General features: G+C 34.4%; 12 protein-coding genes. All 12 read right to left on the minus strand.

Annotated elements, in window-relative coordinates; all coding sequences use genetic code 11:
* Positions 1-34 precede the first annotated feature (34 nt).
* On the minus strand, positions 35-718 hold the full coding sequence (locus BUB96_RS05080) for a helix-hairpin-helix domain-containing protein (protein WP_073297349.1): 684 nt from the start codon (positions 716-718) through the stop codon (positions 35-37).
* Positions 719-937: 219 nt separating this feature from the next.
* Positions 938-2,686, minus strand: a complete 1,749-nt coding sequence (locus BUB96_RS05085; protein WP_084136878.1) for an ABC transporter ATP-binding protein — start codon at positions 2,684-2,686, stop codon at positions 938-940.
* Positions 2,683-4,422 (minus strand): ABC transporter ATP-binding protein, encoded by a 1,740-nt coding sequence (locus BUB96_RS05090; protein ID WP_073297355.1) that lies wholly within the window; start codon positions 4,420-4,422, stop codon positions 2,683-2,685. Before BUB96_RS05090 ends, BUB96_RS05085 begins: the two co-directional genes overlap by 4 nt.
* A 391-nt stretch (positions 4,423-4,813) precedes the next feature.
* Positions 4,814-5,917: a SepM family pheromone-processing serine protease gene (locus BUB96_RS05095; protein ID WP_073297358.1), complete on the minus strand. Its 1,104-nt coding sequence runs from the start codon at positions 5,915-5,917 to the stop codon at positions 4,814-4,816.
* 19 nt (positions 5,918-5,936) lie between these two features.
* Positions 5,937-6,428, minus strand: coding sequence for a pantetheine-phosphate adenylyltransferase (gene coaD / locus BUB96_RS05100; protein ID WP_073297361.1), 492 nt, complete (start codon positions 6,426-6,428; stop codon positions 5,937-5,939).
* A gap of 16 nt (positions 6,429-6,444) precedes the next feature.
* Positions 6,445-7,002, minus strand: a complete 558-nt coding sequence (rsmD, locus tag BUB96_RS05105) for a 16S rRNA (guanine(966)-N(2))-methyltransferase RsmD (protein WP_073297364.1) — start codon at positions 7,000-7,002, stop codon at positions 6,445-6,447.
* Between the two features lie 9 nt (positions 7,003-7,011).
* Positions 7,012-7,371: a DUF2129 domain-containing protein gene (locus tag BUB96_RS05110; RefSeq protein ID WP_073297367.1), complete on the minus strand. Its 360-nt coding sequence runs from the start codon at positions 7,369-7,371 to the stop codon at positions 7,012-7,014.
* Positions 7,372-7,501: 130 nt separating this feature from the next.
* Complete coding sequence (locus BUB96_RS05115; protein WP_073297370.1) at positions 7,502-7,768, minus strand: DUF1507 family protein; 267 nt, start codon at positions 7,766-7,768, stop codon at positions 7,502-7,504.
* Positions 7,769-7,863: 95 nt separating this feature from the next.
* Positions 7,864-9,699: a translational GTPase TypA gene (typA, locus tag BUB96_RS05120; protein WP_073297374.1), complete on the minus strand. Its 1,836-nt coding sequence runs from the start codon at positions 9,697-9,699 to the stop codon at positions 7,864-7,866.
* 165 nt (positions 9,700-9,864) lie between these two features.
* Positions 9,865-10,650 carry an inositol monophosphatase family protein gene (locus BUB96_RS05125; RefSeq protein ID WP_073297378.1) on the minus strand — a complete coding sequence of 262 codons (786 nt, stop codon included), beginning with the start codon at positions 10,648-10,650 and terminating at the stop codon, positions 9,865-9,867.
* A 309-nt stretch (positions 10,651-10,959) separates the two neighbouring features.
* Positions 10,960-12,369: a dihydrolipoyl dehydrogenase gene (gene lpdA, locus BUB96_RS05130; RefSeq protein ID WP_073297381.1), complete on the minus strand. Its 1,410-nt coding sequence runs from the start codon at positions 12,367-12,369 to the stop codon at positions 10,960-10,962.
* Positions 12,370-12,381: 12 nt separating this feature from the next.
* Positions 12,382-13,698 carry a dihydrolipoamide acetyltransferase family protein gene (locus BUB96_RS05135; protein ID WP_073297383.1) on the minus strand — a complete coding sequence of 439 codons (1,317 nt, stop codon included), beginning with the start codon at positions 13,696-13,698 and terminating at the stop codon, positions 12,382-12,384.
* Positions 13,699-13,718 lie beyond the last annotated feature (20 nt).

A 13,718-nucleotide genomic window follows, 5' to 3' on the forward strand; every position in this document is an offset into this window, starting at 1 on the left:
AAAGGGAAGCAATTTTGATTGAGGGTATATCTCATTAGTAACCTACTACAATTGAATCTTTTAAATTGTTAAACGTTGCCTCACCAATCCCTGAAACATTTTTTATATCCTCAATGCTTTTAAACAATCCATTTTCTTCTCGATAAGCAAGAATATTTTCCGCTTTTGAGTCTCCAATGCCATTAAGAGTCATTAAAGCTTCCTTATCGGCTTCATTAATATTTATTTTTGATTGTTCTTGTTCCCCTCCTTCCGCTATCTCCTGCGATATTGTAGACTCTACTGGTATATCTTCGCCTATTTTCGGAACATAAATAACCATCTGATCCGAAAGAAGCTGAGCAAAATTAACGGCAGTTGTTTCGGATTCGTCCAATAATCCTCCTGCCTTTTCGATAACATCAATAATCCTGCTTCCTTCTTCCATATGATAAACTCCTGGAACTTTTACCTGCCCTTTAATATCTACAATGATTTCTTTCAGTGATTCAGCTATTTGCTCTTCTTTATCAGTTGAGGCTTCACTTTCTTCTGATAAAATGTCTTCTTCATCCTCATTCATTAATTCTTCAATTAAATCCGTTCCTTGATTGATTTCTTTTCCTCTGAAAGATGGGGCTAAAAAAAACAAACTAATAATTAATCCAAGGATTAAACTAATTAATAAAATAATCAATGCTTGCCAATGCTTTTCAATTTTTCGTCTAATTTTTTCCATGGACTTCACCTAGCTTTCCCTAAATTTCCTCCTATATATATAATTAGCCAAAAAAATGAAATTTCTCGAAAAAACTTTAATGTTTTTTGTTACTGGTCATAATTCTATTTTTTTATAATGAAAAGATATAAGAAAAAGGAGTTAATGAATTCATCAACTCCTTAAATATTAAAACTAAAATACTAGGTTCATTTAATATACTCACTAACCTATTAGGTTCTAAAGTCTCTGTCTTTGCATATGATACATCTCTGCATATTGTCCATCTTTTTCTAGTAACGTTTGATGCGTTCCTTGTTCAACAATTTCACCATTTGATAATACTAAAATTTGATCAGCATGTTGAATCGTTGACAACCGATGTGCAATAATGAAAGTTGTTCTTCCTTCTTTTAATACTTCCATAGCTTGCTGAATAAGTTCTTCTGTTTCTGTATCAATTGAAGATGTTGCTTCGTCTAAAATTAAAATTTTCGGATCAAATGCTAAAGCTCTTGCAAAAGAAATCAACTGTCTTTGACCAGAACTTAGCGTACTACCTTTTTCAACAACAAGTTCAAAAATACCATGCTCAAAGTTTTCTAACATCTTTTTTCCACCGACTTTAATTAATGCTTCCTCAGCTTTTTCTTTCGAAATTGTCGGGTCATCTAAAGCTATATTGGAATAAAGTGTTCCAGTAAATAGATAGGGATCTTGTAAAACAATGCCCATTCCTTTTCTTACACTTTGGCGGGTATATTCCACTGTATTCATCCCATCAATTAAAATTTGTCCTTCTATAGGATCATAAAATCGAAATAATAAGTTCATTATAGAACTTTTTCCAGACCCTGTGTGTCCAACTAAAGCAACAGTTTCATCAGAATTTGCGGTAAAATGTATATCTTTTAATACCTTTTTGTCTTCTTCATAACCAAATGAAACATGATTAAAATCAACTTTTCCTGCTTCTATAGCTAATTTTTTCTCTTCTTCAATCTCACCTGGCGTATCCATCAATTCAAAAATACGTTCTCCAGCAGCAATGGCCTGCTGAACAAAAGCCATTTGTTGAATAATCCCTTGGATAGGGTCGAATAGCCGAGTGATATAATCACCAAACACATACAATGTCCCAATGGAAATTCCTAAAATACCATTTAAATATTGTGTAGAAAAGTAAACCATAGTTAGTAATAAAGCAATGTGTCTTAATAATCCTCCTAAAGTAAATTGAACAGCTGAGTCAAGGATGACATATTTTCTTTCCGTATCAAACCATTCTTGATTTACTTCATCAAATTCTTCTTTTATTTTCTCTTCTTGTTGGAAAGCTTGAATAATAGACATTCCTTGAACAGATTCGTTAATTTTTGCATTGAGTTCACTGTTTAATTCTCGTTCTTTGCGACTAAGGGCTCCCGCATACTTGCTATAAAATTTATGCCATAAATACATCAAAGGTATTAAAATAAGCAATGCTACTCCTAAACCACGATGTAAACGACTAATAGCGGTATAAGTCCCAATAACATAAGCAAAATTGAGCATCACATTACTGATGGTTGCGACATAAAATTGTTGCCTTAAAACTTCTGAATCATTGGTAATCCTTGACACAACTTTTCCTGCAGGTAAATGATCAAAATAACTAATCGGTAACGTTTGGAGATGTTTATACGATTGGTCACGCAATACTTTTACAATGCCATTTGCGGCTTTGGTTAAAATAAGATAGCTAAAATATCGTAATACCGCAGTTACTAACGTTAATACTGAAAATATCCCCAATAAACGTACTAAATCATCTGTAAAGACTTCGCCATTTTCTGCTGCTGGTGTAATCACATAATCAATAACTTGCTGAGCAATCAAAGGGGCGGATAAATCCGTGATAACTGCAATAATTAAAAAGATAAAACCAAGTACAAAACTTCCTTTACTGTATTTCATATAAGATAATAAACGTTTGACTGTAGCCATTATGCGTCACCTTCTTTCAACTCTTGACGAAGATACTGCTTGTAGTACCAACCTTGTAATGCTAAAAGTTCTTCATGATTTCCATGCTCGACAATTTGTCCTTCTTCAAGAACAATAATCTCATCTGCTTCCTTAACAGCCGATAAACGATGCGTAGAAATCAATGTAGTTTTGTTCGTACGAACTTGTTGAATATTGGAGATAATTCTCTGTTCTGTTTTAGCATCTACAGCTGATAGAGCATCATCCAAAATAAGAATTTCAGGATTTTTAATTAGGGCTCGCGCTAATGAAATCCGTTGTTTTTGTCCCCCAGAAATAGAGACCCCTTTCTCGCCAATCATCGTATCTAAGCCTTTGTTCATTTGAAGTAAATCTTCATCAAAAGCTGCAATCTTTATACTCTCCAATATTTCTTGATCGGACGCCTGTCCTTTACCAAAAGCAATATTATCGCGCACACTCCTTGAAAACAGAATATGATCTTGGGGCACATACCCAATTAGATGCTGGATTTGATTTCTTTGGTAATCCAATACTCCATCATCCCCATAGAAAAAGTCCCCGTCCCCTAAAGGATATTGCCTTAAAAATTGTCGAAGTAACGTTGTTTTTCCAGCACCAGTTTTCCCTACAATCCCCATTGTTTTTCCTTTTGGAATTTCAATATTAATCTGAGATAAGTTCATCTCTTGACTTGTAGGATATTGAAAATTCAAGTTTTGCATAACTATGTCATTAGAATCTTCAATATCCTTAAAACCATTTTCTTCCATCTCATCTGTTGTATTTAAAACATCTTCCACTCGAATCATTGCTGCACTTCCTTGACGAAGGACATTGGTTAACTCACCAATTGAAATAATGGGCCAGATAATCATCCCTAAATACATTTGAAAAGCCACAATATTTCCAACGGATAACGTTCCTTCATAAACTAAAAAAGTACCATATCCAAAAGAAATCACTGTACAAATACTTGTAATGATCTTAACAAAAGGCATAAACATCGCATTAATATCCGCTACTCGATTATTTTTTACAAGCATACTTTCCGTTTGCTTCCGAAACTTATCAAGATAATCTTCTTCTTTAACATAAGCACGAATGACACGAATCCCATCCACTACTTCTAATACATCATTATTCAATGATGAAAAAGATTCCTGCGCAATACTGAACCTCTTTTCTAATTCATTTCCTAACTTATCAAAAGTATAAGCTAATATGATTAAAGGGAATAAACTAAAGATTGTTAAACGCCAAGATACTGAAAAACCCATCATACCAACAATGGTTGTAAGAAATAAGGTTGCATTCATCAAAACCATCATCCCATACCCTGCAGTATCTGCAATGGCTCGAACATCTTGAGTAGATCTTGCCATTAAATCTCCTACTCGAAATTTCTCAAAGAAAATCGAACGCATATTTAAAAAATGTGCCATTAGGTTATCGCGCATACTTCGCTGTAACTTAGCAGCACCAGTAAAAAGGTAGTACGACCAAATAAATTCAAAGATATAAGCAGCGATTAAGCTAAATAAAAAAGCGCTGATTACTTTTATTAGTAAACGATAAGTTAGTTCATCTTGGACAATATAATCAATTAATTGACCAATTAAGTAAGGAATAAAAACACTAAATAAATTACTCGCAATCATTGTTATAAATGATCGGATGTAATCTTTTTTATTTTTATTAAAAAAGTCTTTTAATTTTAACATGACTTCAAACATATAATAATTCCCTCATTTCACCCCACTAAAAACTATAAACAAATGACATCTCTTATAATTAAACATAAAAATAGCGCAATCCAGCATTAGACAGATTGCGCAAAAGTTACATTTTATTCGAAAAATGTATTCAAATAGCCTTAAAGCAGGAGGTTAATAAATATTTAATTTGTAAATGTTCATTCACAATGATTTTCATTGTAAAGACCCCCTTCAAATATGATATTTGTATTTTAACCGTTTTCTAATTTTTTTACAAGACAAAATGAGGAAAATATTCATTTTATTTTAATTTTTTGTTTATCTTTAAATTTAATTCCTATATACAGTAAACTACAAAAAAAGATCTTACACCTTTTTAAGGATAAGATCTGTTTTTTACAATTGACTATTAATCCGCTGCAGGTACCCAATCGCCGATATTTCCAAGAGATGGCTGAATACTTAGAGCTATTGTTTCTTGTTTCAACTCTTTAAGAAAATCTAACGCATCGGTTATAGTTTTAACGGGGATAATTTCCATATCCGTGTCTATCGCTTCTGCAGCATCTAGCGCTTCTTGGTAATTAGACTGTAACTCGGGATACAACTTTCGAACATCCTCATCTAATTCATCATCTGGAGCAAAGAAATATTCCGCTCCTTCTTCGTCTGCTGCGACAACTTTCTTGGCAATGCCCCCGATTCTTCCGACTGAACCATCCGGAGAAATCGTTCCTGTCCCTGCTATTTTGTGTGATCCATGAATATTTTCTCCCGTTAATTGGCTATAGATTTGTAATGAAAACATTAAGCCGGCAGAAGGACCTCCAATTTCACCGGAATGAATAGAAACTGCGGGTACTGTCTCAATGCTTGTATTATCAACTAAACCAATTCCAATACCAGCTATCCCAGTATCTAAAGGCACTAATTCACCAAAGGCAGTTAATAGCTGACCCTCTCTCTCAAATTCAATATCTACTTTTTCTCCAACATCTTTATCGGCAACATATTCAATAAAATCATGTGAGTTGTTAAAAGAATGGCCATCTACCGATTTTACCGTATCCCCTACTTTCAATTCTCCGGCAAAGGAAGAATTATCTAGAACTTGAAGGACATATACACCGTTATAATGAAGCTCATAATCCTTATCTGCCGCTTCAAAGGCCACTTGTATAGCAGTATTTATTGAACTATCCATATAATATTGTTGAATAACATCGTATTCTTCATAGTTGTCAATATCACCAAATAAATCTTTTTCTGTTACTAAATCTCTAAATGGAAGGACACTCGATAAAGCTGTAAAAGGTGTGGCTTGTTGAATACCAACCGTTGTGATATAAAACTCACCAGAATCGGTAAAATATTCATCATCAACTTCTACCATATCATTTAATTCAAAAGCTCTCCCAGGAACTTCCAAATATAAAGGCAGGGGTAAAAAGAAAAATAGATACAAAACGCCTAATATTAAAAGAGCTTTAATCCATTTAGATAATTTTTTCATCTCATCATCCTACTTCCATTTACTTCTTAATATATTTCTCTTTCATACGCTTTGCGATATTTTCAGGAACCATTCCTGAAATATCCCCATCAAATTGCGCAATTTCTTTAATTAATGAAGAGCTTATAAAACGATATTTCTCATTCGCCATTAAAAAAACAGATTCAATCTCTGGAGCTTGTGTTTTATTCATAGAAGCTATATTCATTTCGTATTCCATATCTGTAGCAGATCGTAATCCCCTAAGCATTACATTTGCCTCCAGTTTTTTGGCTAAATCTACAATCAGCCCATCTGTAAATTGGATTACTTTTACATTACTCTTTGAGGATTTATCAATGACTTCTTGGATCATTTCGACTTTTTCATCTGCAGTAAAGAGAGACTTTTTCGAAGTATTTGTACCTAAAGCTATAAATACCTCATCAAACATCATTGAAGCTCGGTTCACAATATCTAAATGTCCTAAAGTAAATGGGTCAAAACTACCTGCATAAATTGCTTTTGTCATCCTAACTACCTCTTATCTATTGATTAATTTGTTGATAAATATAAAGTCTCGATTTACCAAATCTTCGCTCATCCCATAACTGAATCCCCATTATTTCTTCTGGTAAAGTGACTTCACTAGCTACCTCACAGACAATTAAAGCAACTTCATCTAATAAATCTTGATTAATAATCTGTTCAATATCTTTTTCAATGGAGTGATTCGCATATGGAGGATCCAAAAAGATCAGACGGAACTTTTCATAGCGGTTAGCCAATAGATTGACAGCTGCGTCAGAAGAAGTATCGAGTACTTCGAATTTAAAGGATTCTTTTGTTATTTGAATGTTCTCATTTATTACTCGAGTAGCTGTGTGGTTACTATCGACTAAAACAGCCTCATCCATTCCACGAGAGACAGCTTCAATCCCTAAAGCACCGCTTCCTGCATACAAATCTAATACCTTGCCCCCTTTAAAATATGGGCCAATAATGTTAAATAAAGTTTCTTTTAATTTATCTCCTGTTGGTCGAGTATTTCGACCAGGTAAACTTTCTAATGGTCGTCCACCGTAAACCCCTGATATAATTCGCATAGACTCTCCCTACCAAACTTTATAATCTAATTCACTATCTATTCCAGAATTCTTTACTTTTTCTTGACGCTTTTTATTTTCAATTTCTTGTTTCATATTTTCTAACACATCATCATAATGAATAGGTAAATCTCTCAATTGAGAAATTTCAACAGATTTAACATAATTTTCTTTGGTTAATCGTTCTACTATCTTTTCAACTTTATCTGTAGATACATATAAAATTGCATAATTCATCTTCCTAGAGACATAATGCAAAACGCCAAAATTCATCAAGCGTTTAATATTTCTTTTAGAATGCAACCATACAATTAAACCCGTACGCTTTTCAAAATCAGAATCTGTATTAATATTTTTTAAATCATTCATCCATATCGCTCATTTCCAAAATAATCTCTCATTATTATAACAAACCATATAAAAAATCTCTTGATTAAGTGATTGCTTTCCAAAAAAGATGGAAACGAATGACTTAACAAGAGATTCTTTCAATATATTATTATTTTTCAGCTATGCTTTCATATACTTCGCTCATTGCACGTTCTAAATTACTCAACATTAGCTGACCTAAGTCATCTTCAATAACACCTAGTTCAATAGCGAACTTAACTTTTTCTGAAAAGCCAAATAGCTTTGTATCCATAATTTCTTCAAATATTGGACACGACGTACAAGCAACTTCTTGATTTTTTATTGTTTGTAGAATTTGTTCTGCTTCATCTAATAATAACTGAGTAGCTGAATCGTAGATTGTTTCATTTTCCATAATTATCACGCTCTTATTCTTCTGTTAAATTATAACACAGAAAATTTAAGAATGTTGGAAACTTCCTTAAATTCTTAAACGAAATCATGTTAATCTTATTTTTTTTCTTTATTTTTTCTAGCTTTATCTCTTTGATTCGTATTTAAAATAACTTTACGTAAACGAATAGAATCTGGTGTTACTTCACAATATTCGTCATCTGCTAAGAAATTCATGGACTCTTCAAGGGTTAAGATTTTTGGTTCTTTAATTACACTGGTTTGGTCTTTATTAGCAGAGCGTACGTTTGTTTTTTGTTTTTCTTTCGTTAAGTTAATGGATAAATCATTGTCGCGGTTATTTTCCCCAACAATCATTCCTTCATACACTTCAGTCCCTGGCTCTACAAAAATAGTTCCACGATCTTCTAAATGCATAATACTATAAGTGGTCACACGTCCATTATCTGATGAAACTAATGAACCATTTCGTCTACCTGTAATTTGTTCTTTAATAACAGGTAAGTATTCTGAAAATGAGTGATTGATAATTCCATAACCATGAGTGATAGATAAGAATTCATTAGTAAAGCCAATTAATCCACGGGAAGGAGCTAGAAAATGTAAGCGAACTTGTCCATTTCCAGTGTGTTCCATATCTTGCATCACTGCTTTACGTTGACTTAAACGTTCAATTACAGAACCCATATACTCTTCTGGTGTATCAATTTGAACAGATTCAAAAGGTTCACAAGTAACCCCATCTACTTCTCTTAAAATAACTTTCGGACGAGACACTTGAAGTTCAAATCCTTCTCGACGCATATTTTCGATTAAAATAGATAAGTGCAATTCTCCACGACCAGAAACAACCCAAGCATCCGGAGCTTCTGTCGGTTCTACTTTTAACGAAACATCTGTTTGTAATTGTGTTTGTAGTCGTTCTTCAATTTTACTTGCTGTTACCCACTTACCTTCACGACCTGCAAAAGGTGAATTGTTAACTAAAAAGGTCATTTGAAGGGTTGGTTCATCAATGTGTAATATAGGTAGCGGATCTAAATGGTCCGTTGGTGTAACAGTCTCTCCAACAAATATATCTTCAAAACCAGAAATAGCAACAATATCTCCTGCTTTAGCTGATTCTATTTCAAGTCGTTCCAAACCAAAGAATCCAAATAATTTCGTTACTCGGAAGTCCTTAGTGGAACCGTCGAGTTTATTTAAAGTTACATTATCGCCAACTTTAATTTCTCCACGAAATACACGACCAATCCCAACACGACCTACATAGTCATTATAATCGAGTAAAGAGACTTGGAATTGTAAAGGTTCATCTGTATTGTCAACTGGTGCGGGAATTTCTTTTAGAATGGTTTCAAAAACAGGTGCCATCGTTTCTTCTTGATCAGCTGGATCCGATGAATAACTACTTGTCCCATTAATGGCTGAAGCATAAACTACAGGAAATTCTAGTTGGTCATCATCTGCATCTAATTCAATAAATAAATCAAGAACTTCATCAATAACCTTTTCTGGATTAGCTGTTGGTTTGTCAATTTTATTAACAACAACAATTGGTTTTAGTTGTTGCTCAAGTGCTTTTTGTAAAACAAAACGCGTTTGAGGCATTGGTCCTTCAAAAGCATCCACTACAAGGATGACTCCATCAACCATTTTTAAAATACGTTCTACTTCCCCACCAAAATCCGCATGTCCTGGGGTATCTAAAATATTAATAACAGCATCATTATAATTTACTGCCGTATTTTTAGATAAAATAGTGATTCCACGTTCTTTTTCAATCGCATCTGAATCCATTGCACGGTCTTCTAGTTGATTATGTTCATCGAGAGTTGTTGATTGTGTCAATAGTTGGTCAACCAAAGTTGTTTTACCATGGTCAACGTGGGCAATAATTGCTATATTTCGAATATCTTCTCTAAAATTCATTTTTAATCAAAATCTCCTCAATCTGATTACGCTTTGTTGTATCAAAAAAATACTAAGGTATTTTACCAGTATTTAGTTATTAAAACAATGTTTATGTGAAATAAATAGTTCCTATCAAAATTATTCTTTAATAAAGTTAAATTTTCAATGAAAAAAGTTCATTTTTTATGACAATAATTTAGTAATTTCTTTTTGGGCAGTTGGAGTGGCCATTATTGTCGGATTTGTGTTCAATAAGTCAACACGAGAACCATCAAATTGGGTAACCACGCCGCCATTCTCTTCAACTAGGAATAACCCCGGAGCAATATCCCATGGTTTTAACCCATAAGAGACATAAGCCACGGTGCTTCCTTTGGTTAACTCAACAGATTCAAGTCCTGCTGAGCCTATAGTACGAACACCCATTGCACGTTTTGTAATCTCAGCGTTAAAAGAAACTTGTTGGTCCGATAAAAACATACTATTTGAAGCAAAAAGTCCTTTGTCCAGGGGTAAATCCTTCATCTTAGGAAGCGGCTGATCATTACAATAGACCCCGTTATCTTTTATTCCCCAGTACAATTTATTATGGGTTATATCATAAATATACGCTTGCTTTCCTATTCCCTTTTCATACACGGCCAACATGACCGCATAGTTTTCATTTTGTAAAACAAAATTTAAAGTTCCATCGATTGGGTCTAAAAACCAAACAGTCTGCTGTTCAAAATCTTCTCTACTAACATGATCTCCAAAACCTTCTTCACTTATAATTAGATCATTTGGAAAATGCTGATTGATTTTCTGTACAAGTTCTTTTTCTATCTTGCGATCCATTTGAGTGACTAAATCATTTGCTCTCGATTTAACTTCTACTTCTAAATCATGTTGTAGAGCCTCTTTTATTTCTGTTGCAGCTTCTTTTAACCATTCTTTTATCAAAACATCTCTTTTTTCGGTCATTTGCATTCAAACATCCCCCTTCATCTAAAAAATCCATACGATTCCTATCAAAGATAGCATAATTATCGCAATAAGTAAAAAACTACACGTTAAAATGTCCAGTTTAATGGGTTCTTATTTCATTTTTAATGGAATAAACTATTTTTTATTTAGTAGGCTGCATACTTTTTTCAAAAAATAACCCGTTACTTTCTTTGTGTATTTTTTCTAAAAAATACACAGCTTTTATTAAAATAAAAAGATAAAAACCAAAAGCAGCACACGTCGTGACGCTTTTGGTTTCATACCTTAGATTAAATCTTTTAGATTAAATTCTTACATATGAATAGGTAATCCAAGAGCAGCTTCTGCTGTATCCATTACAGCTTCTGCTAGTGTTGGATGAGCATGAATAGTTAAAGAGATATCTTCAGCATTCATACCACTTTCAACTGCTAAACTTAATTCAGCAATTAAATCAGAGGCATTTACACCTGCCACTTGTGCACCTACAATTACGTTGTCTTCTTTAGTCGTAATTAATCGGACAAAACCTTCTGTACGATCTAGAGAAATTGCACGACCATTCCCACCTAATGGGAATTTAGTAGCTGTAACTTCTAATCCAGCTTCTTTTGCTTCGTCTGCTGTATAACCAACAGAAGCAATCTCTGGATGTGTGAAAGCAACGGCTGGCATGGCACGATAATCAACCGCTACTTTTTTACCGGAAATAGCTTCAGCAGCTATTTTCCCTTCATAAGAAGCTTTATGAGCTAAAGCAGCACCAGGAACAACATCTCCGATAGCATAAATACTATCAGCACTTACACTTCGGCCTTGTTCGTCGACCTTAATTAAACCACGATCATCAACTTCAACACCAGCGATGTCTAGACCTAATTCATCTGTGTTTGGACGACGACCCACTGTTACTAATACATAGTCAGATTCGACAGTTTTTTCTTTACCATCTACTTCATAAGTTACTGTAACACCAGTGTCTGTTTCTTCAACACCTTTTGCCATAGCTTTTGTATGAATTTCAGTACCATTATTTTTGAATTCTTTTTCAACTAATTTTACCATGTCTTTATCGAATCCACTTAAGATGGAGTCAAGACCTTCAAGGATCGTTACTTTAGTTCCTAAAGATGCATATACACCAGCTAATTCACTACCGATATATCCACCACCGATTACGGTAAGTGCTTCAGGAATCTCTTCTAAAGCTAATGCGCCAGTTGAATTAAGAATGCGTTTGCTCCATTCGAATCCTTTTAGTTCAATTGGACGAGAACCTGTAGCAATGATTGCGTTGTTATAAGAATAAGATTGTGCGCCATCATCTTGCATTACACGTAAATTATGTGTATCAACAAAGAACGCTTCTCCTTCAAGAATCTCAACTTTATTTTTCTTTAAGAGCATTTCAACTCCGCCAGTTAAACGATTAACAACTTTTTCTTGTTTCCATTCTTGTGTCTTAGCCCAGTCAATAGTTACATTTTCAGTTGAAACACCAAAAATTTCTGAATCTTTTGCTTGGCTAAATCGTTCACCTGCTGTAATTAAAGCCTTGGAAGGAATACATCCAACGTTTAAGCAAGCTCCCCCAATAAATTCTTTCTCAACAATTGCAACTTTTTGGCCCATTTGTGCTGCACGAATAGCCGCTACATAACCACCGGGACCTGATCCGATCACAACTGTATCTAGTTCAATTGACATATCTCCAACAACCATTAGAGCTTCACCTTAACCTTTCATCAATAATAATTCAGGGTCTGACAATAATTGTTTCAAGTAATTCATCGCTTGTTGAGCAACTGCACCATCAATAATACGGTGGTCAACAACAAGTGATAAATCTAATACTTTAGAAACTACAATTTCACCTTCGCTGTTAACTACAGCTTTGTCTGAAATGATTCCAACCCCAACAATTGCTGATTCCGGGTGATTTATAATTGGTGTGAAGTGTGCGCCACCAACTGAACCAATATTAGAAATTGAAATTGAGCCGTCTGCCATATCTTTTCCACTTAATTTATTTTCATGTGCTTTTCCTGATAATTCAATAATTTCATCAGCAATATCAAACATAGGTTTTGTATTGGCATCTTGGATAACAGGTACATAAAGACCATTATCTGTATCTGTAGCAATACCAATGTTGTAATAATGTTTGTAGACAATTTCATCTGTAGTATCATCTAAAGATGCATTGAATACTGGGAATTCTTTCATCATTGCTACAACTGCTTTAACAATGTATGGCAAGAATGTAAGTTTAGTATCTTGTTCAGCAGCAACATCTTTAAATTTCTTACGATGTGCCCATAATTCATCAACCACAACTTCATCAAATAATGCAAATGAAGGAACAACTGTTGCACTCTTAACCATTGCTTTTGCAATTGCACGACGTGTCATTGTCAATGGTTCGCGAGTTTCTTCGTCTTCTCGACCAGATTTGTATGGAGTAACTTCAACTCCGCCTACTGTTTGACCTGAAACGGCTGGTTGTGTTGCTGTTTCTTCTGTAGAAACGGCTTCTGCCCCACCATTTTCTACGTAGTTATCGATATCTTCTTTAACCACGCGACCAGATTTACCTGTTGGCGTTACTAAACTAATATCCACATCTTTTTCGCGAGCATATTGACGTACAGATGGCATTGCAAGAACCATTTTATTTGGATCAGAAGTTGCAACAACACCAGTTGATTCTGTTTCTGAAGGAGCTTCTGTCGCTGTTTCTTCACTCACTTCTTCTACAGGATCTTCTTCATCTGGAGTTGTATCACTTGCTGGTTCTTCTTCTCCACCTTCTGAACCGTCGTCGATAACCATTATATTGTCACCAACTGTCACAAGTGTTCCTGCATCCACTTCGATACTTTGAATTTTACCTGAAACAGGAGCTGCTAATTCTTCAACGGATTTATCATTTTGAACTTCAGCAACTGAATCGCCTTCTTCAACTTCGTCGCCTTCAGCAACTAGCCAATCAACGATTTCACCTTCAGCAATTCCTTCTCCCATATCAGGAAATTTAAATGTAAAAGCCATTATATAACTCTTCCCTTCTT

The sequence above is a fragment of the Atopostipes suicloacalis DSM 15692 genome, from assembly GCF_900129085.1.
GTDB lineage: Bacteria > Bacillota > Bacilli > Lactobacillales > Carnobacteriaceae_A > Atopostipes > Atopostipes suicloacalis.

Coding starts and splice junctions, on each gene's coding strand:
- typA (WP_073297374.1), bottom strand. CDS start 9,699: ATGAATTTTAGAGAAGATATTCGAAATATAGCAATTATTGCCCACGTT.
- BUB96_RS05080 (WP_073297349.1), bottom strand. CDS start 718: ATGGAAAAAATTAGACGAAAAATTGAAAAGCATTGGCAAGCATTGATT.
- BUB96_RS05135 (WP_073297383.1), bottom strand. CDS start 13,698: ATGGCTTTTACATTTAAATTTCCTGATATGGGAGAAGGAATTGCTGAA.
- BUB96_RS05115 (WP_073297370.1), bottom strand. CDS start 7,768: ATGGAAAATGAAACAATCTACGATTCAGCTACTCAGTTATTATTAGAT.
- lpdA (WP_073297381.1), bottom strand. CDS start 12,369: ATGGTTGTTGGAGATATGTCAATTGAACTAGATACAGTTGTGATCGGA.
- BUB96_RS05095 (WP_073297358.1), bottom strand. CDS start 5,917: ATGAAAAAATTATCTAAATGGATTAAAGCTCTTTTAATATTAGGCGTT.
- coaD (WP_073297361.1), bottom strand. CDS start 6,428: ATGACAAAAGCAATTTATGCAGGTAGTTTTGACCCATTTACTTTAGGA.
- rsmD (WP_073297364.1), bottom strand. CDS start 7,002: ATGCGAATTATATCAGGGGTTTACGGTGGACGACCATTAGAAAGTTTA.
- BUB96_RS05090 (WP_073297355.1), bottom strand. CDS start 4,422: ATGTTTGAAGTCATGTTAAAATTAAAAGACTTTTTTAATAAAAATAAA.
- BUB96_RS05110 (WP_073297367.1), bottom strand. CDS start 7,371: ATGAATGATTTAAAAAATATTAATACAGATTCTGATTTTGAAAAGCGT.
- BUB96_RS05125 (WP_073297378.1), bottom strand. CDS start 10,650: ATGCAAATGACCGAAAAAAGAGATGTTTTGATAAAAGAATGGTTAAAA.